The following is a 22,017-nucleotide window of genomic DNA, read 5'->3' as shown; positions in this document are numbered from 1 at the left end:
GGGTGTACGGGATTGAGTACCGTCGTAGACATGCAACTGACTCGCTTCAGCGATCTGGCCCTACGGGCGATGATGTTGCTGGCAGCCGCCGGCCCGGACGGTCCCCGGATGACCACTGGAGCCATTGCAGTTCGAGTCAACGCGTCCGAACACCATGTTGCGAAAGCGATTACACGCTTGGTCGGATTGGGCTGCGTTCGTGCGCAGCGCGGCCGCACCGGCGGGCTCTTCCTCACCGACACGGGCCGATCGATATCGGTGGGCCACCTGATCCGTCAGCTCGAAGGCGATCGCGAAGTTGTCGAGTGCGTAGGGGACCGGCCCTGCCCACTTCTTGCCGCCTGCCGATTGCGGCATGCCTTGGCCGTCGCCAAGGAAGCGTTCTATGGCGAACTCGACCGCTACACGATCGACGATCTAGCCGCGTCCCCGACCATTCCACTCGCAATGGTCGCTTTTCCCTCACCCTGACCTGCCATTTCGATTTCGGTGGTCCATTGGAAGGAATACCTATGTCCACGTTCGGTCCCCTCACTGTCGATCACGAGCTCCAACCCGATCACGTCGACGTGGTCAGAGCGACGTTGCCGTTGGTGGGTGCCAATATCGACGCCATCACAACAAACTTCTATGCGCGCATGTTCGCCGCACGACCGGAGCTGCTGCGAAATCTGTTCAACCGCGGGAATCAGGCACAGGGAGCGCAGCAACGAGCTCTGGCCGCGTCGATCGCGACGTACGCCACCCATCTGGTGGACCCGACGCTGCCGCACCCGGACGAAATGCTGTCCCGGATCGGACACAAGCACGCATCTCTCGGAATTACCGCCGACCAGTACTCGATCGTGTACGAGCACCTCTTCGCTGCGATCGTCGACGTACTCGGTGCCGAGACAGTGTCGACCGAAGTCGCCGAAGCCTGGGACCGGGTGTATTGGATGATGGCCGACACTCTCGTCGATCTCGAGAACCGCCTTTACGAGAGCGCGGGAGTGGTTGCGGGACAGGTCTTTCACCGCGGAATCGTCACTACGCGCACCGAAGATCCGTCCGGGGTAGTGGTGATCGGTGTGACCGGCGACTGGCCCGAGCTTCGCAAGGAGCACCCGGGTGGGTACGTCTCGGTCGGAGTGACTCTGCCCGACGGCGCGCGACAGATCCGCCAGTACAGCCTCATCTCCGGCAGTGACACAGGCGAATTGACGTTCGCCGTCAAGCCTGTCGTCGCCGGCGGTGGCTGCCCGGCAGGCGAAGTGTCGAACTGGATCTCGAGCACGCTACGCCCGGGAGACCTCATCGACATCAGCATCCCGTTCGGTGATCTGCCGACAGCCGACATCTCTGCGGGGTCCGCCGTATTGATCTCGGCCGGCATCGGCATCACGCCGATGAACGGGATTCTCGAACATCTCGCTCTGTCGGGTACGCAATCCGAGGTGTTGGTTGTCCACGCAGACCGTAGCCCCGCCGACCATCCGCTTCGGGCCCGTCAGCGACAACTGGTCGACGCCTTGCCGAACGCCGTCCTCGAACTCTGGTACGAGGAGCCCGGCGATGTGGCCGATGCACACCATGGGCGGTTGGATCTCACTCTTGTCGAAATTCCTCAGGGTGCGACGTTCTTCGTCTGCGGCGGTGGCGGTTTCGTGCGGGCCGTCACATCGCAACTCGTCGACTGTGGGGTCGACAAGTCGCGTGTCCATTGCGAATTGTTCGCCCCGGACGAGTGGTTGCTCGGCGCAAGCGTCGGCCGGTAGTCGCGCCGGCGAGCAGAGCTGCCTTCTGTCGTCAGATGGAAACGCCGTGGCGGCGATCTCCGAGAACGCGCTCGGCCACAAGAGCTTCCATAGCGGCCGAGAAGGGCTCATGTCTGCCCTCCGTGACGACAACATCGCCTGTGTGATCCGAGTCGTTGTTTGTGGTCGAAGTCATTGTCAGGCATCTCCATCTCGTTCGGTGTCCTTCACAGGATCGACGACGATGGACAGATACGCAAGAAAGTTTGCTGTTCTGGCAACGGTGGAGGGCGATTTCAGACTTCGGTGCGGTGTTGCCCGACGCGCGAAATCAGGTAGGGAGTTGCACCTTCCGTAGGGTCATGTGGTGCAGTGAGCGTATTCCGCCCAATGAGGAAGGCTCGCACATGTTCTCGTCCTTCATCCCGCCGCGCCAAGTCACGATCGGGGGTGCCGCGGCGTTCGTCGGCACCACGCCGCGAGCGATCCGTCACTACCACCAGATCGGCCTGATCCCGGAGCCCGAGCGGGGGAGCGACGACCGCCGCCGCTATGGCTACGACGAGATGATCCGGCTGTTGTGGATCCGCCGGATGGCCGAGGCCGGCATTGCTCTCGACGATATCCGCGACGCCTTGGCGGATGCGCCCGGTACCGCCGACAGCGACATCGCGCGCATCCTTGATCGGCTCGAAGGGTCCCTCGTTGCCAGGCAGGCCGAACTCGAGCAGCAACGGAAAGCTGTGCAGCGCATGCGAGCTCGGGGGAGCAGGTTGGGCCTGCTCTCCGATGTCGTGGGCGACCGCCTCGCAGGCCTGCGCGAGGGGGCCCTGCGCCAGGACGACCTGGACACCCTGCTCGTGACCGAGCGGATCTTCGGCGAGCTCGGCGCGTCCGTCCAGGCGTCGCGGTTCATCGCCCTGGCCGCCCGCCCGGACCTGCGGGAGGCTTCTGACCGAGTCGACGCCGCCGAAGAGGCGCTCGACGACACGGTAGCCGTCGACGACCCTCGCGTGGCAGAGGTGGCTGCGGAACGGCACGCCTTCGAGACCGCACTTCGCACGGTCATCGACAGCTCCGGCCTGGCGCAAGCAGACGACGGCCGATTCGACGCGTGGGACGAGTTGCACCCCCCGCCCGCCGACGCCGGTTCGGCGTGCGGGTCGACAAGCCTTGCCGAGACCGTCCGGATGATGCCCTACGACTTTTCCCCTGCACGACTGCGATGCATGGAACTGGCCCTGGAACTCGACGGATCCGGCACGACATGAGTCTCCGGAGTGTCGGGTCGAGTTCGATCCGGGGCACAGTCCCTGCTCAGGTCGGAGCTTGGCCAGAATGTGCTGGACTTTGGCTGCTGCCGTAGGCATTACGTGGTGCCTCGCGCACCGTCAAGTAGCGAGGGCTTCGACGCAGCGCGTCCCGCCGATGGCTCGCGGGTCGACAACGCGTGTGCCGCGAACTGTCGGTGTGCCGAGCAGTTCTATACAGGCACTGTGTGCGGTCACAAGTGAAATGAAAACACAGTCCCTTGCCATTGATTTGCAAAACAATTGCACTGCGGAACTAACGTCCAGAATATCGTTCTGATCCGATAGGGACCAGTTAGGCTCGGTCGGTGACGGACTCAACGTGGGACGGGTATGTCCGAGTGCGCGGTGCTACCGAGCACAACCTGGCAGCGGTCGATGTCGACATACCCCGCAATGCCTTCGTCGCGTTCACAGGGGTCTCGGGGTCCGGGAAGTCGTCACTGGCTTTCAGCACGTTGTACGCCGAAGCGCAGCGACGCTACTTCGAGTCTGTTGCCCCCTACGCGCGGCGACTGCTTCAGCAGGTGGGCGCACCCCATGTCGCCTCCATCACCGGCCTTCCACCGGCCGTTGCGTTGCAGCAACGCCGGGGTTCGCCCAGTTCACGCTCGAGCGTCGGCACCATCACCACGATGTCCAACCTGCTGCGCATGCTGTATTCGCGGGCCGGTACCTATCCTGACGGTGTTCCGCTGCTCGCGGCCGAAGCGTTCTCACCGAATACCGTCGCCGGTGCCTGCCCACGATGCGGTGGGTTGGGCGACTTCCACGATGTGACAACGGAACTGCTCGTTCCCGACCCCTCTTTGAGCATTCGGGAGGGAGCGATCGCGGCGTGGCCGGGCGCCTGGCAGGGCGCGAATCTGCGCAGCATCGTCAGCGGCATGGGTATCGACATCGACGCGCCGTGGCGCACGCTGAAGAAGAAGGACCGAGACTGGCTTCTGTTCACCGAGGAGCACCCCAAGGTGTTCATCGAGCCCGAAGAAGGCCGCGTCGACCACAGTTACGAGGGCAAGTTCTGGAGCGCCCGGAGTCACGTGATGCACGTTCTGGCGGACTCGAACAGCGAGCGCATGCGGGACCGCGCGCTGCAGTTCACCGAAACCGTCCGCTGCCCGAAGTGCTCCGGCAGTGGACTGCGCGAAGATGCGCTGGACGTCACCATCGCCGGCCACTCGATCGCCGAGATCAATGCGCTATCGCTGACAGAACTTGCCGCAGTACTGCGCCCGGTATCCGAACAGTCGGGGGAGGCCGCTGAAGTGGCGGTGCGCATCACCGCCGACCTGCTGGCCAGAATCGACGTGTTGCTCGAGTTGGGTTTGGGCTATCTGGCGCTCGGGCGAAACTCGACGACTCTGTCGCCTGGCGAGACGCAGCGGTTGCGGATCGCCACTCAGCTCCGTTCCGGTCTCTTCGGGGTGGTGTACGTGTTGGACGAACCCTCCGCGGGGCTGCATCCCGCGGATGCCGAGCCACTGCTCGACGTTCTGGACCAGCTGAAGGCGTCGGGCAACTCTCTTTTCGTCGTCGAACATGACATGGATGTGGTCCGCCGTGCCGACTGGGTGGTCGATATCGGGCCCGCGGCGGGCGAGGGCGGCGGCCGGGTTCTGTACAGCGGCCCCGTCTACGGCTTGGAAGAGATCGAGGAGTCGGTAACCAGCAAGCATCTCTTCGGGCGAGGGGAATCTCTGCAGCGTGAGCCGCGGCCCACCGACGGATGGCTGACTCTGACCGGAGTAACCCGGCACAATCTGCGCGAGTTGACGGCGAAGTTCCCACACGGGGTGCTGACGGCGGTGACGGGTGTGTCGGGTTCGGGGAAGTCGACGCTCGTCAGCCAGGTCTTGTTCGAGGTGGCGCGCCACCGCCTCGAGACCGCGGCAGACGAGGACGATGACGCGCAGATCGAAGTCGACGTGGCCGAGGTCTCCGGAATCGAGACGTTCACCCGACTGGTCCGGGTGGATCAGCGTCCCATCGGCCGCACTCCACGATCGACACTGGCCACCTACGTCGGAATGTTCGACATCGTCCGCAAACTGTTTGCCGCCACCGATGAGGCCAAGGCTCGAGGATGGGCACCCGGACGGTTCTCCTTCAACGTCGCCGACGGACGATGCCCCACGTGCCAGGGCGACGGTTTCGTCGAGGTGGAGCTGTTGTTCCTTCCCGGCACCTATGGCCCGTGCCCCACCTGCCACGGTGCCCGGTTCACCCCGGAAACTCTCGAAATCACCTGGCGCGACAATACAATTGCCCAGGTATTGGGCATGTCGGTGGACGAGGCTGCGATGTTCTTCGCCGATGTCACGGGAGCATCCCGCAGTCTGGAGACTTTGCGCGATATCGGGCTGGGCTACCTTCGGCTCGGTCAACCCGCGACCGAGTTGAGCGGCGGAGAAGCGCAGCGCATCAAAATTGCCACCGAATTGCAGCGCACTCGCCGCGGCACTGCCCTCTACCTACTGGACGAACCGACAGCAGGGCTGCACCCCTCCGATGTCGCCCTGCTCATGCGTCAATTGCACCTGCTCGTCGACGCGGGCAACACCGTGGTGATGGTCGAACACGACCTGGATGCCGTAGCCTCCGCAGACTGGGTCATCGACCTCGGTCCCGGCGGCGGCGACAACGGGGGCACCGTGGTCGCCACCGGCACTCCCGCCGAAGTGGCGGTGTCCCCGAACAGCAGAACGGGATCATATCTGGCCCGCCGACTCCAATCCTGAACTGGCGCTTCATCTTGCAGGGGCGCTCTACGCAAGTGCTGCACGATACGGTCGGAAGAAGTCGCGCAATTCTTGCGCGTACAGCTCGGGCTCCACGAACGGCGCGAAGTGCCCACCGCGCGGAAGTTCTTTTACACGAACGACATTCGCGACGCGGTCGAGCCACGCGCGGGGCGGATTCGTGAAGAGGTCACCCGAAAAGAACGAGAACCCTGACGGCACCTCGACGCGGCGGGCGTGCTGCTCCGAGGGAATGGAGGCGTTGGCGTTGTACATACGCATCGACGAGCCGATGGTCTCGGTGAGCCAGTAGAGGGTGACGTTCGTGAGGATCTCGTCCTTGGTGAAATTACGCTCGATGTCACCGTCGCCGTCGGTCCACCCTCGCAGCTTCTCGACGATCCATGCGGCCAACCCGGCCGGGGAGTCGGTCAACCCGACGGCAGCGGTCTGCGGTTTCGTGCGGTGCATCGCAGCGTATGCACCCTCTGTACTGCCCCACGCGGCGGACCTGTCGAGAAAGTCCTGCTCCTGCGGTGACAGTTCGGCGCGGTCGCCGGTGAACACGGGCAGTCCCGCATCCATACGATGGACGGCCACGACAGAGTCGGGGTGATCGAGTGCGAGGTACCGGCTCACGGCGCTGCCGATGTCGCCTCCGGCAGCCCCATAACGGGTGTACCCCAGAATGTGCATCAGCTCGGCCCAAAGACCAGCGACCGCAATCGAATTCAAAGGGGTGCCTGCCGGTGTATCCGAATAGCCGTAGCCCGGCATGTCGGGCACGATGACGTCGAATGCATCGGCGGGGTCGGCACCGTGTGCGCCCGGATCGGTCAGCAGCGACACCACTTTCGAGTAGCGCCAGAACGAGTCCGGCCATCCATGGCTGAGAACCACGGGAAGAACCGGGCCCACAGGTGCCACTGCCCGCGCGTGCACGAAGTGGATGCCCAGATCGCCGACGTCGACCCGGAATCGAGGATGCTTCGACAGGGCAGACTCCTGCGCTCCCCAGTCGAATTCGTCGGACCAGTATTCGACGAGTTCACGAAGGTAACCGACGTCGACACCGAGTGACCACCCAGCATCGGCAGGACTGTCCGGCCACCGTGTTGCGCGAAGTCGTGTTCTCAGGTCATCCAGCGCCGCAGCAATAGTCGTCGAAACGAATGGTTCGGGACGCGTCATGAAGGGGAGTCTACGTCCTGATGTGGCCGCGGTCAGGTGAGTCGGTGGGGGCAAGTGGTCATGTCCGCCGCTGTGCCGGAGCCAGTTTCGTCGCTACAGAGCTTCGGCCACTACCGAACGATTCGATACCGAAGGGGTCGAAGTCCTCGGCCATCCAGCTCGGCGATAGGGGTCAATCGGATGGTCGGTCAGATAAGTTGTCCCGTCGGGAACTTCGTGCCGCATTCGTCGTCGAGCAGCGCCACCGCTGTGCCGGCGGGACGCGGAACCGCAGCTGCCGAGCAATCCCGCCGTCCTCGGCGTCGACGTCGTCGTGCGAACACTCACGGCAGGCTGCGGTACGTCACGAAGCAGTCACGAGCTTCTCGGGCCTCGGCTATCTGCTATCTGCCCGCCAGATCGCTTTCGTCTCGCAACGCGGAGGTGTTGCGGTCGAGGGTTCTGCCCTCGAAGAATGCGGGATGGCGGAACCTCATGACGATCATCAGCACAGCGCCGAGGACCAGGATGCCGAAGCCGAGGAAGAACACGAGTCCGATGCCGCCGATCGAGGCTCCGCTGGCGTTGTCGGGATTCATGCTCTCGCCGAGTGATATGACGAAAACGGCGAGCAGCATGAGGCCACCGAGAAGTGGAAACAGGAAGCGGAAGACGGTGTTACGGACGCTGTCGAACAGCCTGCCGCGGAAATACCAGATGCAGGCAAAAGCCGTGATGCCGTAATACCAGCAGATCATGATGCCCAGGGCCGCGATGGTGTCGATCAGAGTGCGCTCGGACAGGAATGTGACCACTGTGTAGAACCCTGCGGTGATGGCCCCTGCGACGACGGTTGCGTAGGAAGGCACCAGGAAGCGAGGTGACACTTCGGCGAACTTCTTGGGGAAGGCACCGTAGGAACCCATCGCCAGCATCGTTCGCGCAGCCGGAAGGAACGTGGTCTGCAAACTCGCCAGTGAGGACACCAGCACGGCCAGGAACAGCAGCAGCCCGCCCCATTTGCCGAGCACCGGGTCGGCCAGAGAGCCGAAGACGTTCTCGGCGTTGTCCGGGTTACCCAGGCCCAGGCCGTCCTCGCCTACCCCTGCGTACATCATGGCGGCCACCGCGACGAGTAGGTAGGTGAGCAGAATGGTTGCCACGCAGAGCAACCCGGCGCGGCCGGGCGTCGTCTTGGGGTTCTTGGATTCCTCGCCGAGCGTCAGGCACGTATCCCAACCCCAGAAAGCGAAGATGGATCCCGTGAGTCCGATGACGAACGCACCGACGGCCACGCCGGTGAACGGGTTGAACCAGTCCAAGTCGAAAGTGACCTCGCCCGGGGCGTCTCCTGCTCCGACATGAATCAGCGCAACGACGGCGAAGACGACGAGAAGCACCATCTGAAAGCCGACCGTGACGATCTGCAGCTTTTCGCTCGTGGTGATGCCTCTGCTGGCGATCCAGGTGGCCGCTGCGATGAACACCAGCGTCGTACCGACATTGACGAACTTGTTGCCCGGTAGATCGGCGATCGACGGTGTGTCGAACAACTTCGCAAGGAACAGATAGAAGAACTGCACCGCGATGGCCGCAAGATTGGACAACACGATGATCGTCGCAATCACCATGCCCCAACCGCACATCCATCCGACGTAAGGTCCGAATGCTTTGGTCGACCACGTGAACGACGCGCCGCAATCGGGAGACTCGGAGTTCAGCTCGCGGTAGGCATAAGCGGTGAGAAACATCGGAACGAAGCCCGCGATCAGGATTGCCGGCATCTTCAGGCCTACGGCAGCGACGATCAGACCGATACTTGCCGTCAGAGTGTAACCCGGTGCGACAGAGGAGATTCCGAGTATCGCACCAGAGAAGGTGCCGACTGTGCCTGTCGCCAGCCCCTTGGCGCTGACTTCACCGGCAGTGGGCGAGGGCCCGCTTGCGTTCTTGCCCATATTCGAGCCTTCCGTCGACGGATTCATGATTCGAACTCCTGCTTGGGGACGACCACCATGGGAACGGGCAGGACGCGAAGCATCTTCGCTGCCGTCGAACCGAGAAAGAGTCGGCGCGGTTGAGCAAGGCGGCTGGAGCCGACCATGACGAGGTCGCCGTCCTGCCAGTCGAGCGTCCGCACCGCAGACTCGACGGACGACCCGTCCGCGATGGTCACCGATATCGGAAAGTCCTCCGGCAAAGTGGATTTCGCTTCGTCCACGAGGGCGCGTGCATGCGCGACGGCACGGTCACGCGCGCTGTCGTAGCTGTCCCGGGCATCGCGAAGATCGTTGCGGGGGTCGAGCGCAACCAGCGACACGAGCCGCAGTGGAGTGTGCATCCTCTCGCAGGTGCGTACCGCCGTCCGCAGCAACACATCCGCTCCCGTCCTGGTCCCGAGTGCGCAGGTCACCTGACGAATCTCCCGAGCAGACGAGTGCCGGGTGCCGCGCGGCGCGAGTGCAAGCGGCACGTGTGCCGAATGCAGCAGTTCGGTCGAGACCGAGCCGACGGAATGCCGTCCGAGCAGGCCGTCTCCGGACGCACCCACGACGATGGCCGAGGCCCCCAGCCGAGCCACCTCGTCGAGCAGTCCCTGGGCGAACGAATCGTTGAAACTCGCGTGCACGGCGACCTCGATGTCGGACGGCACCAGCGATTTCGCCTCGTCGAGCCAGCCTTGCGCTCGTGTGACCAGGACGTCCTCGTAACCGGTTTCGGCGGGGACTCTGGACGCAACGGTGCGGTCCGGCGGTAGAACCATGCAGATGTCGAGTTGAGCACCCAGGCTGCGGGCGAGCTGCACCCCGAGGGTAAGACCGTCCTTACCGCTGGGGGTGGCGAGATAACCGACTATCAAGCGCATGGGGACGGCTCCTTCGTTTCGATCGAACAGGTAGAGGTAGTGCTGAAATGGTCACTCCGCAGGCTTCGCTCCTGCATGAAATAGTCACTCCGCAGGCTTCGCTCCTGCGAATCATCGGCACCGAGACAGGGCGAGCGACAGCTCTGCGCTCACCACGCACACTTGCGAATTGCTCAGCCCTTCCACGCTGTGGAGTTCACCGACCATCTGGGCCAATCGTTCGACGGAATTGGTGTGCACAGACTGCCACGCTGCAACGGCGTCGGTAGCAGATTCGGTGTGTACCGCCTCGGACAGGACCTGTTCGGTCATGTTGTGCCAGTGCTCACGAATCGCATCGACCAGAATCGCGCTTGCCATGGCGTCCCAGTAGTCGGCTCCGCCGGAGGCGACAGAGGAGCTTTCCACCAACCGGTCGAGACCCATGACGCGGCCGAATTCGAGATACGTCTGCGCCACGTGCGCTATCGATCGGTTGAGCGACCGGGTTGTCGTCTCCAATGCGAATGCCTCGGAGAGGAGTAGAAGTGTGTTCTGATCGACGACGAGATCGCCGGTCAACTCCGGCAACGATGCTCGGAGTTCACGTACCGGCCGCGTGAAGTGTTCGATCGTCTCCAGAGGCGTCGCTTGTTCGTCGCGGTTCCGCAACAACCACGACGTGGTCCGCTCGATCAGATCCTGAACACCGAACTGCAAAACCAGCCTGGTGCTCTGCGGGATTCCAGGTAGATCGGCAACGACGTCCCACAGGTGGTCGATGTCGAAAACCTGGCGCACGACGGCATACGCGACCGCGATATCGGCAGTGCTCACGCCCAGCCTTTCCTCCAGCCGGTGAATCATGCCGGGCCCGACGCGGTCGATCATGTGTCCGGTCACGACGACCGCCACGATCTCCCGGGCCAGTGGATGCCTGCGAATGTGGTGGGGAACCAGGACACGGATCGATTCTGGAAAATAGCCGGCGAGTACCCCGTCGAACACCGGGTCGTCCAGTAGGGGAGAGGCGAGCAATTCGGTAGCCACCAGGTTCTTCGACTGCGCCAACAGCACCGCGATCTCGGGCCGAACCAGTCCCTGCCCCAAGCGATGTCGAGCCCGCAACTCGGCAGGCGAGGGAAGAACCGCAGCGACTCGACTGATTCCCGCGTCGCGTTCGAGGTTGTCGATCAACCGTTCGTGCCGGCCCAGCAGGAACGGCGCGTGGGCCTCGGCGAGGCTGATCGCCAGGGTCTGCGATGCAGCCTCTGCAAGCACCGACTCGGCAACCTCGTCCTGAACCTGGGACAGCGCTCTGTTGCGCTCGGTGACGGACAGCTCGCCGTCCGCGACGGCCGCATCCACCGCGATTTTCAGATTCACCTCTCGATCGGAGGTTGCGACGCCCGTGGCGTTGTCGATGAAGTCGGCGTTGACGCAACCCCCGGCAAGGGCGAATTCGATTCGAGCACGCTGCGTGAGGCCGAGATTGCCACCCTCGCCCACCACCCGGGCCTGCAGTTCGGACGCGTCGACGCGAACGGAATCGTTGGCCGGATCGGCGGAGTCGGAGTGCCCCTCGGTCGAGGCCTTGACGTAGGTGCCGATCCCTCCGTTCCACAGTAGATCCACCGGGGCAGTGAGCAGCGCCTCGACGAGTGCGTTGGGGGAGAGGGAGCCGACATCGATTCCGAGTCGTGCCTGCATCTGCGGTGACAGTTCGATGGACTTGACCGAACGGGGCCACACCGCACCGCCCGGCGACAGTGCCCTGGTGTCGTAATCTGCCCAGCTGCTTCCAGCGATCGCTGCCAGCCGTTCCCGTTCGCGGTACGAGACCTCGGGGTCCGGGTTCGGATCGAGCAAGATGTGCCGGTGATCGAACGCGCCGACGAGTCGGATGGCGTGGCTCAGGAGCATGCCATTGCCGAACACATCACCCGACATGTCTCCGATACCGACCACCGTGAACGCATCGGTATCGACGTCGATACCCTTCTCGGCGAAGTGGCGTCGTACCGACAGCCACCCGCCGCGTGCGGTGATTCCCATGGTCTTGTGGTCGTAGCCCGCCGAGCCTCCCGAGGCTAACGCATCCCCGAGCCAGAAGCCTCGGCGGACTGCAATGCTGTTGGCGAGATCGGAGAATCGCGCAGTCCCCTTGTCGGCGGCGACGACGAGATACGGGTCGTCGCCGTCGCGGATCACCGTGCGCGTCGGATGCACCACCACCCCGCCGTCGACGACGTTGTCGGTGACATCGAGCAGTGCCTCGATGAAATCGGTGTAGGCGTTGCGGACACCTTCGGGAGTCGTCTCCGTTCGAACCACGAAAGCGCCTTTGGCACCCATCGGCACGATCGGTGAATTCTTGACGTGTTGCGTCTTCATCAGATCGAGTACTTCGGTGCGGAAATCGTCGTGCCGGTCCGAATGACGCAGGCCCCCGCGAGATATCGCACCGCTCCGAACGTGACTCCCCTCGACGATCGGCGAGTGCACGAAGATTTCGCGGTACGGGGTGACGGCCGCAGAGAGGGACAATCGTGCCGGGTCGATCTTGAACGCTGCGGGTGGGGCGCCTACCGTGCGGTCGTGCTGAAACCAATTGGTGCGCAACACTGCCGAGAGGAAAGAACGCAGTCCTCGTAACAAGCGATCCTCGTCGAGTGCCGAGGTGCGCTCGACAGCGGTGTCGAGAATGCCCTCGGCGGCAGCCGACAGCCTGTCGCGGTCGGTCACGTCGGGATCGAATCGTGCATGGAAGAGTGCGCAGAATCCTCGGACGAAGTCGCTGTGCCGCAGCAGTATCGAGACCACAGTGGGTTCGGACAGCTCCAGCCCTACCTGGCTGAGATAGCGGGCTGCGGCGCGAACGAGAACGGCGTCGGTGAACGGGATGGACGCCGATGCGATGAGGCGAGTGAAGCCATCGACCTCGAGATCGCCCGATGCGGCGGCCTCGAATGCAGCCCGCAGCAGGTTCGGAGTTGCTGCGGACCAATCGATTTCATCGGTACTGAAACCGAATCTGTGAACGAAGGCGTCGCTGTCGTCGCCCGAGGGCAACAACTCGTGGTTCGCCACACGCAGCCCGAGATCGGCGAACAATGCGACCAGATCGGCGAGAAGTGGAGCGCGACGCTGCCACTCCAGGATGGCAACGGGCATCTGTTGGTCCGCAGTGTCGATGAACCGCAGCCGCACACCGCTGTCCTCCCGGACTGCACCGGCACTGCTCATTTGTTTCTCCTGACCATGCTCGACGAGGGTGAGGCGACGCTCACTGTCGGCTAAGTCTGGCTGAACGAGACGCACGACACAGCTGACGAAATGAACAGCCGAAGTCCCCCGACCGCTCCATTCCGGTCCTTGTGCTGCTTCATCACCCGTTTCGCAGCGCCTCGTCGATTCGTGCTCCCACGGCGGCGGCACCGGCCGAGGTCATGATCGTGCCGGCATGGTCCAGTTCCATCATCGGGGTGATCGAGGTCAGGTCGAGCGCATCGATGTCTTCGGGCGAGTACATCGGTGCCGAGTTCTCCCCAACGCTCCACTGCGCGTGCAGGAATCGAATCGGTATCGTCAGTTCTCGGAACCGTGAGTCGCCGAAGAACACATCCTCGGCGTCGGAGACGACTGCCTCGGTCGACAGCCGCACCGACCCGTCGACCAGATCGTGTTCGGCGTACGTCCGCAGGAGTGGATCCGCCGGGTCGAGAAGCGGCAGCGACGTCGACACCAAGAAGTCGACGTATTCGTCGACGGCGTCGAAATGCTTCTGAGTTCGAGCAATTCTGTCCGCGAACACAGCTCCGACGGTCTCGCGGGTGAGACCGTCGGGCGGTGCCACCGGAACGCCTCCGTCGACGAGAACGAGACTCTTCACTCGAGATGGATACCGGGCCGCGAACTCGACTGCCACGAATCCACCCATGGACATTCCGCACACGTGCGCAGCGTCGAGTCCAAGGGCATCCATGACGGCGTCCAGGTCGTCTGCGTGCCGAGCGAGCGACGACGGCCCCGTGACCTCGACGCTGTCACCCCTGCCGCGCAGATCCGGTGCGACCAGTGTCAGGTGCGGCGACTCCGCCCGCAACCAGCCCCACAGCATGCGTTGGCTGGACACGCCGTGCACCACGAGGACGGGCTCACTGGTGCCGGTGTGTATTTCGACGACGAGATCTCCGCCGGGTACAGGTACTCGATCGATGGTCATGGTGCCGACAGTATGGGAAGCCGGCTCCAGTGGGGATGGATAAGAACCCCATTGAGAACGTCGAAATGTGGATGGTTCATCTTTACCGCGGGAGCGGCGCTGAGTCGAGGGCCAATCTCAGCTCGGTCCGAAACGCTCCGTACGGATGTTCGCCGGCGAATGTCCCCGCGCCACCAACATGTCCGCGACCGTGTCGACGAAATTCGTGGGCCCGCAGATGTAACATCTCGGCTCGAATTCCGCCGGCCACCCGTGAGCGTCGATGTCTTCCAACGTGATTCGACCGAGTGGGCGTGTGCTGCCGGCAGGAGCACGCCGCGTGTGGATCATCGTGACGTCCACTCCCGCCGGAGGGTGAGCCCACTCGTCCGCGAAATAGACCTCCGCGGGTTCGCGCACGGAGTACAGCACCCGGAAGGGCACCCGTCCGCCCGTCGCGGACGCCTGTGCGCGAACCATGGCGCGGAGCGGGACGATGCCGGAACCGCCACCCACCAACAGAACCGGGGGAGACGGGGTCTCCGACGGTTGGGACGGCCGCCAGACGAACCATCGGCCCACCGGCCCTCGAATTTCGATGCGATCGCCGACCTCGACCGACTCGACCAAGTAGGGCGACACCTCGCCGTCCGCGACGTTCTGGACCGATATCTCGACGCGCGACGTGCCGTCGGGTGCCGAGGCCAAGGAGTAGCTGCGCTGTGCGCTGTAGCCGTCCTCGGCAGTGAGCTTGACGTCCACGTGCTGCCCGGCGAGATGGCCGGGCCAACCGTCGACGTCGAGAACAAGGGTGGACGCAGTGGGTGTCTCACGCCGCACGGCCGCCACCGTGGCGACGAGCCAGGGTTTCGCTCCGGCCGTCACAGCCACGTCAGTCGCCCTGGTAGCGCTGCTCGCGCCACGGGTCGCCGTAGTCGTGGTACCCACCGCGCTCCCAGAAACCTTGTTCGTTCTCCAGGGTGAGCTCGATGCGCGAGATCCACTTCGCCGATTTCCAGAAATACAGATGCGGAACGAGAAGCCTTGCGGGACCGCCGTGTTCGCGAGTCAGGGGAGCGCCGTCGAACTCGGTGACCAGCCAGGCCTTCCCGTCCCGGAGGTCTTCGAGGGGGAGATTGGTGGTGTAACCGTCGAAGCCGTGCACCACGACGTACCCGGCATCGGTGTCGAGACCGTCCAGCAGAACGTCCAGGCTCACGCCCTTCCATGTGGTGTCGAGCTTCGACCACTTGGTGACGCAGTGAATGTCGACGGTCGGAGTCTCGTGTGGAAGTGCCGCGAATTCGTCCCAGGTCCAACTGCGGGTGTCGCCCCGTTCGGTGGTGACCGAGAACGACCAGGCGTCGGTCGCGACCACGGGCGCAGGCCCGATCGCGAGGACGGGAAAGTCCTTGGTCAGATACTGACCGGGGGGAGTGCGCCCGTCGTCGCCGCGCCGTCGGCCCACGAAGCCCTTCGAGATCAGTGCCATGGTGAAGAATTGTGCGCTCGTTGTCGGGAGTCTGACAAGTCGGGTGACGGTGTCGGCTACCTGCGTTTCGGCGGGAGCGCGCGGGATCGATGTGGAGTTCGCTGTGCTTCGTACCGGTACGGTCGAGGTGTGGACACTTCTATCGTCGACGCACCATGTGGTGCGGCATGAGTATTTCCGCCGACGACCGTGCATTTCTGGCGCGTGCTGTGGATCTGGCGGCGGCCGCAGTGCGTACGGGCAACGATCCGTTCGGTTCGGTGCTGGTGTCGGGTAGCGGTGAAGCGCTTGCGGAGGACCGCAATCGCGTCGGCGATCGACACGATCCCACCCAGCACCCCGAGATCGCTCTGTCACGGTGGGCTGCGACCAATCTGAACCCCAGTGAGCGACGATCGTCGACGGTATACACCTCCGGTGAGCACTGTGCGATGTGCGCGGCGAGCCACGGAATCGTTGGGCTCGGACGTATCGTCTACGCCACCTCGACAGCCCAATTGCTCACGTGGCTGGAAGAATTCGGTGCTGCGCCGCTCGCGATCACGCCGCTCACCATCACACAGGTCGTGCCGGGAGCAGTGGTCGACGGGCCGGTCGCCGAGTTCAGCGACGCTGTCCGTGAGTTGCACAGGCAACGTCACACGTCCACGGCGTAGCGAAGGTGAGCGAAATCGGCGAAGGCCGCCGAACGAGAACGTCGACAACGGCACTCGTGATGACCGGTGGTATCGGTGTTGCACTCGCGTGGCTCCAGTGTCTTCTGATCCGTCAGCAGTTCGCGGTGGGATTCTGGGTCGTCGTCGTGGCCGTCGTGGCCACCTGTCTCGTCGCGTCCGATGCCAGAAAGCATGTAGCCGTAGGAACTTCGCTCGGTGCAGTGACCGTGGTCGCTCAGGTCGCCTGGTTGGTGACGCCCTTTCACGCGCTGTGGGTCGTGAGCGCAACTGCGGGGACTGCGCTCGGGTTCTTTCTGCTCGGATCGGCGTGGGCGGGCTCCTCGGGTAGCACTCGCCGGGTGATTCTCGCCGTACCGGCCGGCCTCGCGGCCTCGATTGCGTTGGTGGTTTCCGCAGTGACGATCATTACGGCCGCCAGTCCGGCACCGCTGGTTCGAGCGCTGCAGGCCCTGGGGGACAGCAATTCTTTCGCTCCTGCCGGGCCGACAGCGACGTCGGTAGCGAACGGGGCAGGTCGCACCAGTGACATCGAATACGGCTCGACGCTTCCCAATTCGTTTCTCGACATCTACATCGCCGACAACGATCCGTCGGTCAGCCGTCCCACGTACGTCATGGTGCACGGCGGGGGATGGATAGCGGGGGACAAGGCAGACGGTGATTCCGAACTCGGGACGGACAACCCGTACTTCGCGTCGGGGGCGGGCCCCGTACTCGTTGCCGGTTTCAACCTGGTGTCGGTGAATTATGCCTTCGCACCGGAATACCGTTTTCCCACACAGACGATCCAGCTGGGTGAGGCTCTACAGTTCTTGGAAACGAACGCCGACCGATACGGCTTGGACATGAGCCGCGTCGTGCTCGCCGGAAGCAGCGCGGGTGGTCAGATCGTGGGTAGCTACGCCAATGTTCGGACCAACCCCGACTACGCACGTGCGCTGGGCATCGAACCCACGATGGATCGAAGCGCTCTGAAGGCCTTGGTGTTCGACAGTGCAGTCCTCGATGTGGGGCGGGCCGGCTCGCCGCAATCTCCGAGTCCGTCGAACGGCTTTCTGTATGACATAGGTGCGCGCAGCTACCTCGACACCACCGATGCCGATTGGCTGGCGCGCGCAAACGTCACGAAGAACGCCACCTCCGACTTCCCGCCGAGCTTCATCGCCGACGGAAACACCGGCACGTTCCCCGATCAGGCGGCCGAACTGAGCGCGAAGCTGGACAGAATGGGCGTTGCCAATCGCTTGAATCTGTACAGCAAGAACGAGGCGGCCCTCCCGCATGCGTTCATGACCACGGGCTCGCAGTGGACCGAGGAGTACAACCGGCTCAGGATCGAGTTCCTCCGCGGCATCGTCGGATAGCAGAGCAGTCGCTGACGCACTCGACTGGCCGCTACTGCACTGGCAACCGCAGCTGGTCGACGGACCCGGAAACGGCGGCCAACCGGAGTTTCGTTTCGTCTTCCGATCCGGGGGCGGCTGTCATGATGACGATTTTCAGCTCCGCGTCTCCGTCGGTGAGTACGTCGCAGTCGACGGTGATCGGTCCGACGGTCGGATGGTGGACCACTTTGTGATCCTCGCGATGTGAACCGACAGCACCGACCGACCACAGAGACTCGAATTCTGTACTGCCGGTGCGTAATTCTTCGATCAGACCTCTCAGTCTCGAGTCTCGGGGAAACCGCCCGGTGGCCCGCCGAAGGTCTGAAACGACTGCCGCGCGGACCGACCCGTCGCCGCCGGACGGCGTCACCGGCCATGCGGACATTCCGGGTGCATCCGTGCCGACGGGGAAACAGTCACGAGCGAAGTTTCTCTTGGAGTACGAGACGGTCGACGGATCACCGACCAGCGCAGCCCAACTCCGGTTCCACCAGAGCAGTTGCCAATCGGCGGCGAAGACGGCAACCGCACCCTCGTAGAGTCGGCCGACAACCCGCCTGACCCCAGGCGGGATGTGGTCGGAGATAGTCCCGTCGACCGGCGGAATGTGGCCGGCCAAGCGGTAGAGATGGTCTCGCTCGGGAAGAGTCAGCTGAAGAGCCCGCGCCAAGGACGACACCACCTGCACCGACGGTGTCGTCGCTCGTCCCTGTTCGAGCCGCACGACGTAGTCCACGGAAATGCCCGCGAGATCGGCGAGGTCTTCGCGTCGGAGCCCCGTGGCCCGTCGAGATCGTCCGGTCGTCAGTCCGACAGCATCGGGTGAGAGTCGATCACGCCACGATCTGATCGTCGCGCCGAGTCCGTCCGTTGTCGAGGTCACGACTCCATTGTCACTCTTCGAGCGGGTGTGAGGGTGGTACCGATTGTCCTACCGTCCAGGCGTGCCTGGAACACGCGCCGGTCGACCTGAACACTGGGGGCATGACCATCACATTCATCACCGGAGCAAACAAGGGCCTCGGTTACGAAACCGCGCGCCGACTGATCGATCAGGGCCACACCGTGATCCTCGGAGCACGTGACGCCGAGCGGGGTAGGAATGCCGCAGCAGCGTTGGGTGCTCGGTTCGTTCGGATCGACGTCACCGATGCCGAATCCGTCGCATCGGCAGCGGCGGACGTGGAACGGCAGGAGGGGGTTGTCGACGTACTGATCAACAACGCGGGCATTCCCGGACCGCACAGCGCCGTCGAAGAACTGACCGCCGAGGATGTGCAGTCGGTACTCGATGTCAACGTCCTCGGAATCGTCCGCACCACAACAGCATTCCTTCCACTACTGCGCCGCTCCACCGATCCCGTCATCGTCAACGTCAGCAGTGGAATGGGTTCGTTCGCGGCGACACACGATTCGTCTCGCGTCGAATCCAGCGTGATTGCTCCGGCCTACACCGCTTCGAAGTCGGCTGTCACGATGTTGACGACGCAGTATGCCAAGGGCCTGAGCGACATTCGCATCAATGCCGCCGATCCGGGCTACACCGCAACCGAATTCAACGGAAACAGCGGGCCGCAGACCGTCACCGAGGGGACCGACGCCATCGTGCAGCTCGCCACCGAAGGGCCCGGCCACGGATCCGGGCGGTTCATCGACCGCCACGGAACCGTCAGCTGGTGAGCCGGTTATCGGTGATTGCACCGTCTGGGCGGTTCTCCCGTGCCGCGATCGCTTCGAGTGCACGGAATCCGGTACCCGGGTGACGTAGCCTGTCGGGCTCAGGCAGTTCACCGGTGTTCGGACGACTGCGCCGACAGACGTGCCACCTCAGGAAATGAGAAGAACGATGAGCACCAAACCTCCACTTCTGTTGCTGCACGGAGTGACGATGTCGGCTCGAGCGTGGGACACCGTCGCACCACTGCTCGCGAGGAACTACGACCTCCTCGTCCCGACCGCAGCGGGTCATCGCGGTGGACGTCGTCTCGATCACGCGAGCATCGGTGCTCTGACCGATGTGACAGAGCAGCTGCTCGATGATCGTGGTCTCGACACCGTGCACATCGCGGGCAATTCGATGGGAGGGTGGATGGGTATCGAGCTCGCTCGCAGAGGCCGGGCCCGTTCGGTGTGCGCGCTCTCGCCCGCCGGTTTCTGGGAGCCCGACGCCGATCCGGGTAAAAGTCGGGCGACGTTGATCCGAACCAAGAAGCTGGCCGACGCCACCAGCTCACTGATGCCGCCGCTGATGAGGTTCGGGTTCGTTCGCCAGCTCGCCATGCGTGATATTGCGTTGCGCGGCAAGCAGATGACGCACCAGCAGGCTGCCGCATCATTCGAAGACCTCGTCGGATGCGATGCGGCTCACGACCTGTTGAACACCCGCGAGAGCGTGGCACCGTTCACCGAAATGCCATGCCCCGTCACCGTGGCGTGGTCGAGTGGAGACCGCATCTTCCCGCCCGAACATTTCGTCCCTGCGGCCCGTCAGAGGCTACCCGGGGCGCATTTCGTCCCGCTGGCAAACGTCGGCCATGTGCCGATGATCGACGATGCGGCACTGGTGGCGAAGACGATCGAGGAGTCCATCGTCGGTCGTTGACCACAAGAATCAGGCCGTCGGCTCCAGGGCGTCGGCGAGCATGTGCATCGCTGCGGTGGTAGAAAGCGAACGCACACTTGCCCTGTCACCGGGCAGTCGAAGTGTCCGGGTGACGGTCGGCTGATCGCGGACGGCAATCGCGAAGCATACGGTGCCGACGGGCTTGAGTTCGGTGCCACCGCCGGGGCCCGCGATGCCACTGGTCGAGACAGCGATGTCGACGCTCACCCGGTTCAACGCGCCCTCCGCCATCAGTGCAGCCACCGGTTCGCTCACGGCTCCGTGCTGCTCGATGACCTCGGCTGGAACACCGAGAAGCTCGGTCTTCGCTTCGTTTGCGTACGACACCACCGCGCCGATCACATATGCCGACGACCCGGCACGGTCGGTGAGACGCGCGGCGATCATGCCGCCCGTGCACGATTCTGCCGTTGCGATGCGACGGCCCGTCAAGCGACGCGCCACGATGTCGTCGATAGTGGATCCGTCGGTCGAAAAGACCTGTGAGCGATAGTGTTTCTCGATAAGTGCTGCGACGTCGGAGTATGCGGCCGCCGCTGATTCTGGATAGCGCGTCACCATTTCGAGTTCACCGAGACGCAGGCAGGTGGTGATCTCGAGGTCGCCGAATCCCGCTACCTCGCGCTCCGCTGTTCGTAAGGTCGCCGCGAGGTCGGCCTCCGACAGACCGTACGCGCGGATGGTGTCCTGGCGAACCGCGGTACTCCTGGCCAACACTCGCGAGACCGGCGCTGTCTGGACAGCTTCGGGCCACATGGCCTGTAGTTCGCGCGGTGGGCCCGGCAGAATCAGAACCGCAGGCAGCATCCCGGAGTCACTCGCTGGTATCGCGACGCCGGGAGCAGTGCCGGTCGGCGAAATGGACTGCGCGCCTTCCGGAACCATGGCTTGTTTGCGGATGCCCGCGAGAAGGGGCTCCGAATCGGGCGAGGAACTCAGGCGACTCCGCCAACGCTGAACGATTGTGTTGATGCGCTCCTCGAGTTCGACGTCGAGCCGAAGTTCTCGACCGTACAGCGCGGCAACGGTCGCGACCGTGAGATCGTCGGCGGTCGGCCCCAACCCGCCAGTGGTGACGATGAGGTCCATACGCTGATCGGCGAGGAAGCGAAGTTGTGCGGTGAGATCATCGGGCCTGTCCCCGCACACGGTGATGTGGGCGACGTCGACGCCCAGTTCCAAGAGACGTTGGGCGACCCATGGGCCGTTCCTGTCGGACACCCGACCCGAAAGAACCTCGGTTCCCGTGACCACAACACCTGCTCGCACTGACATTCTTCGACTTTACTGTCACCGGGTTCGAGTGGACTCGTGACGGTGGTTCGATCGACACCGAATCCGGGGCCGCGGTGAGTTTCCGTACCGACGGCAGTCGATACCGGCGACATCGTGCATCTCGAACATCGGAGAACATCATGACCACGACGACCACTCCTGCAACCACGTCACGTACCGCTGCGCGCGTCGGCTGGGTCCTCACCGGCCTGCTGGCGCTGTTTCTGATCTTCGATATCGTCGGCAAATTGCTGAATGTGCAGCAGGTGAAAGACGCGACGGTGGAATTGGGGCTGCGCGACGAGATGACGCCCGTCATCGGCGTCGTGCTACTGGTGTGCTTGGTGCTGTACGTGGTGCCGCGCACCGCATTTCTGGGTGCCGTTCTCCTGACCGGCTATCTCGGTGGTGCCGTTCTCACCAACTGGCGGGTCGACAAGCCGCTCTTCAGCACGGTCCTGTTCGCGGTCTACGTCGGGATTCTTGCATGGGGTGCGCTGTACCTACGGGATCCGAAGGTGCGTCAGGTCATGCCGATAGTGCGGTAGCGAGACGC

The 22,017-nt window shown here is 63.7% G+C and carries 18 protein-coding genes; 9 read left to right on the top strand and 9 right to left on the bottom strand.

The genetic code is table 11. The features are described from left to right. Window positions 1–30: 30 nt before the first annotated feature. The 4 genes from J1M81_RS15430 to J1M81_RS15415 all read left to right on the top strand — a co-directional run bounded on the left by J1M81_RS15430 (window position 31) and on the right by J1M81_RS15415 (window position 5,787). Entirely contained in the window at window positions 31–471 is a 441-nt protein-coding gene (locus tag J1M81_RS15430) for an Rrf2 family transcriptional regulator (RefSeq protein ID WP_027496129.1), read from the top strand. 41 nt (window positions 472–512) lie between these two features. Then, entirely contained in the window at window positions 513–1,757 is a 1,245-nt protein-coding gene (locus J1M81_RS15425; protein ID WP_206498297.1) for a globin domain-containing protein, read from the top strand. Between the two features lie 386 nt (window positions 1,758–2,143). Further along, window positions 2,144–3,007, top strand: a complete 864-nt coding sequence (locus J1M81_RS15420; protein WP_206498296.1) for a MerR family transcriptional regulator — start codon at window positions 2,144–2,146, stop codon at window positions 3,005–3,007. Between the two features lie 347 nt (window positions 3,008–3,354). Beyond that, window positions 3,355–5,787, top strand: coding sequence for an excinuclease ABC subunit UvrA (locus J1M81_RS15415; protein ID WP_206498295.1), 2,433 nt, complete (start codon window positions 3,355–3,357; stop codon window positions 5,785–5,787). A gap of 27 nt (window positions 5,788–5,814) precedes the next feature. Here J1M81_RS15415 and J1M81_RS15410 read toward each other — a convergent pair whose 3' ends face one another. From J1M81_RS15410 to J1M81_RS15380, 7 genes are all read right to left on the bottom strand, one after another. After that, window positions 5,815–6,978 carry an epoxide hydrolase family protein gene (locus J1M81_RS15410; protein WP_094650388.1) on the bottom strand — a complete coding sequence of 388 codons (1,164 nt, stop codon included), beginning with the start codon at window positions 6,976–6,978 and terminating at the stop codon, window positions 5,815–5,817. 383 nt (window positions 6,979–7,361) lie between these two features. Beyond that, a complete protein-coding gene (locus J1M81_RS15405) occupies window positions 7,362–8,915 on the bottom strand; it encodes an APC family permease (protein WP_206498331.1) in 1,554 nt (517 codons plus the stop codon). A 23-nt stretch (window positions 8,916–8,938) separates the two neighbouring features. After that, a complete protein-coding gene (locus J1M81_RS15400; protein ID WP_027496138.1) occupies window positions 8,939–9,823 on the bottom strand; it encodes a universal stress protein in 885 nt (294 codons plus the stop codon). Window positions 9,824–9,934: 111 nt separating this feature from the next. Next, a complete protein-coding gene (locus J1M81_RS15395; protein WP_206498294.1) occupies window positions 9,935–13,048 on the bottom strand; it encodes an NAD-glutamate dehydrogenase domain-containing protein in 3,114 nt (1,037 codons plus the stop codon). A 142-nt stretch (window positions 13,049–13,190) separates the two neighbouring features. Then, window positions 13,191–14,027 (bottom strand): alpha/beta fold hydrolase, encoded by an 837-nt coding sequence (locus J1M81_RS15390; protein WP_206498293.1) that lies wholly within the window; start codon window positions 14,025–14,027, stop codon window positions 13,191–13,193. A gap of 117 nt (window positions 14,028–14,144) precedes the next feature. Beyond that, window positions 14,145–14,891 carry a ferredoxin reductase gene (locus tag J1M81_RS26855; protein ID WP_371827987.1) on the bottom strand — a complete coding sequence of 249 codons (747 nt, stop codon included), beginning with the start codon at window positions 14,889–14,891 and terminating at the stop codon, window positions 14,145–14,147. 7 nt (window positions 14,892–14,898) lie between these two features. Continuing rightward, the gene (locus tag J1M81_RS15380; RefSeq protein ID WP_032368838.1) at window positions 14,899–15,498 is read right to left on the bottom strand and encodes a sulfite oxidase-like oxidoreductase; all 600 of its coding nucleotides are present in this window, start codon (window positions 15,496–15,498) and stop codon (window positions 14,899–14,901) included. A gap of 167 nt (window positions 15,499–15,665) precedes the next feature. On the opposite strand from J1M81_RS15380, the gene J1M81_RS15375 reads away from it, so the two are divergent. Both J1M81_RS15375 and J1M81_RS26850 read left to right on the top strand, forming a co-directional pair. Then, the gene (locus J1M81_RS15375; RefSeq protein WP_032373001.1) at window positions 15,666–16,154 is read left to right on the top strand and encodes a nucleoside deaminase; all 489 of its coding nucleotides are present in this window, start codon (window positions 15,666–15,668) and stop codon (window positions 16,152–16,154) included. Between the two features lie 5 nt (window positions 16,155–16,159). Then, complete coding sequence (locus J1M81_RS26850; RefSeq protein WP_155289471.1) at window positions 16,160–17,539, top strand: alpha/beta hydrolase; 1,380 nt, start codon at window positions 16,160–16,162, stop codon at window positions 17,537–17,539. A 31-nt stretch (window positions 17,540–17,570) separates the two neighbouring features. Here the strand turns inward: J1M81_RS26850 and J1M81_RS15365 are convergent, their stop codons facing one another. Beyond that, entirely contained in the window at window positions 17,571–18,446 is an 876-nt protein-coding gene (locus J1M81_RS15365) for a helix-turn-helix transcriptional regulator (RefSeq protein ID WP_032373000.1), read from the bottom strand. Window positions 18,447–18,547: 101 nt separating this feature from the next. On the opposite strand from J1M81_RS15365, the gene J1M81_RS15360 reads away from it, so the two are divergent. Together J1M81_RS15360 and J1M81_RS15355 are read left to right on the top strand one after the other, a co-directional pair. Next, a complete protein-coding gene (locus J1M81_RS15360) occupies window positions 18,548–19,243 on the top strand; it encodes an SDR family NAD(P)-dependent oxidoreductase (protein ID WP_045842025.1) in 696 nt (231 codons plus the stop codon). A gap of 166 nt (window positions 19,244–19,409) precedes the next feature. Then, window positions 19,410–20,165: an alpha/beta fold hydrolase gene (locus J1M81_RS15355; RefSeq protein ID WP_032372998.1), complete on the top strand. Its 756-nt coding sequence runs from the start codon at window positions 19,410–19,412 to the stop codon at window positions 20,163–20,165. Between the two features lie 9 nt (window positions 20,166–20,174). Here J1M81_RS15355 and J1M81_RS15350 read toward each other — a convergent pair whose 3' ends face one another. Beyond that, the gene (locus tag J1M81_RS15350; RefSeq protein WP_032372997.1) at window positions 20,175–21,461 is read right to left on the bottom strand and encodes a competence/damage-inducible protein A; all 1,287 of its coding nucleotides are present in this window, start codon (window positions 21,459–21,461) and stop codon (window positions 20,175–20,177) included. A gap of 140 nt (window positions 21,462–21,601) precedes the next feature. On the opposite strand from J1M81_RS15350, the gene J1M81_RS15345 reads away from it, so the two are divergent. Then, entirely contained in the window at window positions 21,602–22,009 is a 408-nt protein-coding gene (locus J1M81_RS15345; RefSeq protein WP_032364793.1) for a DoxX family protein, read from the top strand. Window positions 22,010–22,017: the final 8 nt, after the last annotated feature.

The sequence above is a fragment of the Rhodococcus sp. KRD175 genome (assembly GCF_017168275.1).
Taxonomy (GTDB): domain Bacteria; phylum Actinomycetota; class Actinomycetes; order Mycobacteriales; family Mycobacteriaceae; genus Rhodococcoides; species Rhodococcoides fascians.
Note: the sequence above shows the minus strand (reverse complement) of the source record. Positions and strands in the feature narration are given on the sequence as shown.

Bases quoted from the DNA above. Each gene is read 5' to 3' on its own strand.
- J1M81_RS15430 (WP_027496129.1), top strand. From the start codon at position 31: ATGCAACTGACTCGCTTCAGCGATCTGGCCCTACGGGCGATGATGTTG.
- J1M81_RS15350 (WP_032372997.1), bottom strand. From the start codon at position 21,461: ATGTCAGTGCGAGCAGGTGTTGTGGTCACGGGAACCGAGGTTCTTTCG.
- J1M81_RS15390 (WP_206498293.1), bottom strand. From the start codon at position 14,027: ATGACCATCGATCGAGTACCTGTACCCGGCGGAGATCTCGTCGTCGAA.
- J1M81_RS15400 (WP_027496138.1), bottom strand. From the start codon at position 9,823: ATGCGCTTGATAGTCGGTTATCTCGCCACCCCCAGCGGTAAGGACGGT.
- J1M81_RS15355 (WP_032372998.1), top strand. From the start codon at position 19,410: ATGAGCACCAAACCTCCACTTCTGTTGCTGCACGGAGTGACGATGTCG.
- J1M81_RS15425 (WP_206498297.1), top strand. From the start codon at position 513: ATGTCCACGTTCGGTCCCCTCACTGTCGATCACGAGCTCCAACCCGAT.
- J1M81_RS15345 (WP_032364793.1), top strand. From the start codon at position 21,602: ATGACCACGACGACCACTCCTGCAACCACGTCACGTACCGCTGCGCGC.
- J1M81_RS15420 (WP_206498296.1), top strand. From the start codon at position 2,144: ATGTTCTCGTCCTTCATCCCGCCGCGCCAAGTCACGATCGGGGGTGCC.
- J1M81_RS15410 (WP_094650388.1), bottom strand. From the start codon at position 6,978: ATGACGCGTCCCGAACCATTCGTTTCGACGACTATTGCTGCGGCGCTG.
- J1M81_RS15360 (WP_045842025.1), top strand. From the start codon at position 18,548: ATGACCATCACATTCATCACCGGAGCAAACAAGGGCCTCGGTTACGAA.
- J1M81_RS15380 (WP_032368838.1), bottom strand. From the start codon at position 15,498: ATGGCACTGATCTCGAAGGGCTTCGTGGGCCGACGGCGCGGCGACGAC.
- J1M81_RS15395 (WP_206498294.1), bottom strand. From the start codon at position 13,048: ATGAGCAGTGCCGGTGCAGTCCGGGAGGACAGCGGTGTGCGGCTGCGG.
- J1M81_RS15375 (WP_032373001.1), top strand. From the start codon at position 15,666: ATGAGTATTTCCGCCGACGACCGTGCATTTCTGGCGCGTGCTGTGGAT.
- J1M81_RS15405 (WP_206498331.1), bottom strand. From the start codon at position 8,915: ATGGGCAAGAACGCAAGCGGGCCCTCGCCCACTGCCGGTGAAGTCAGC.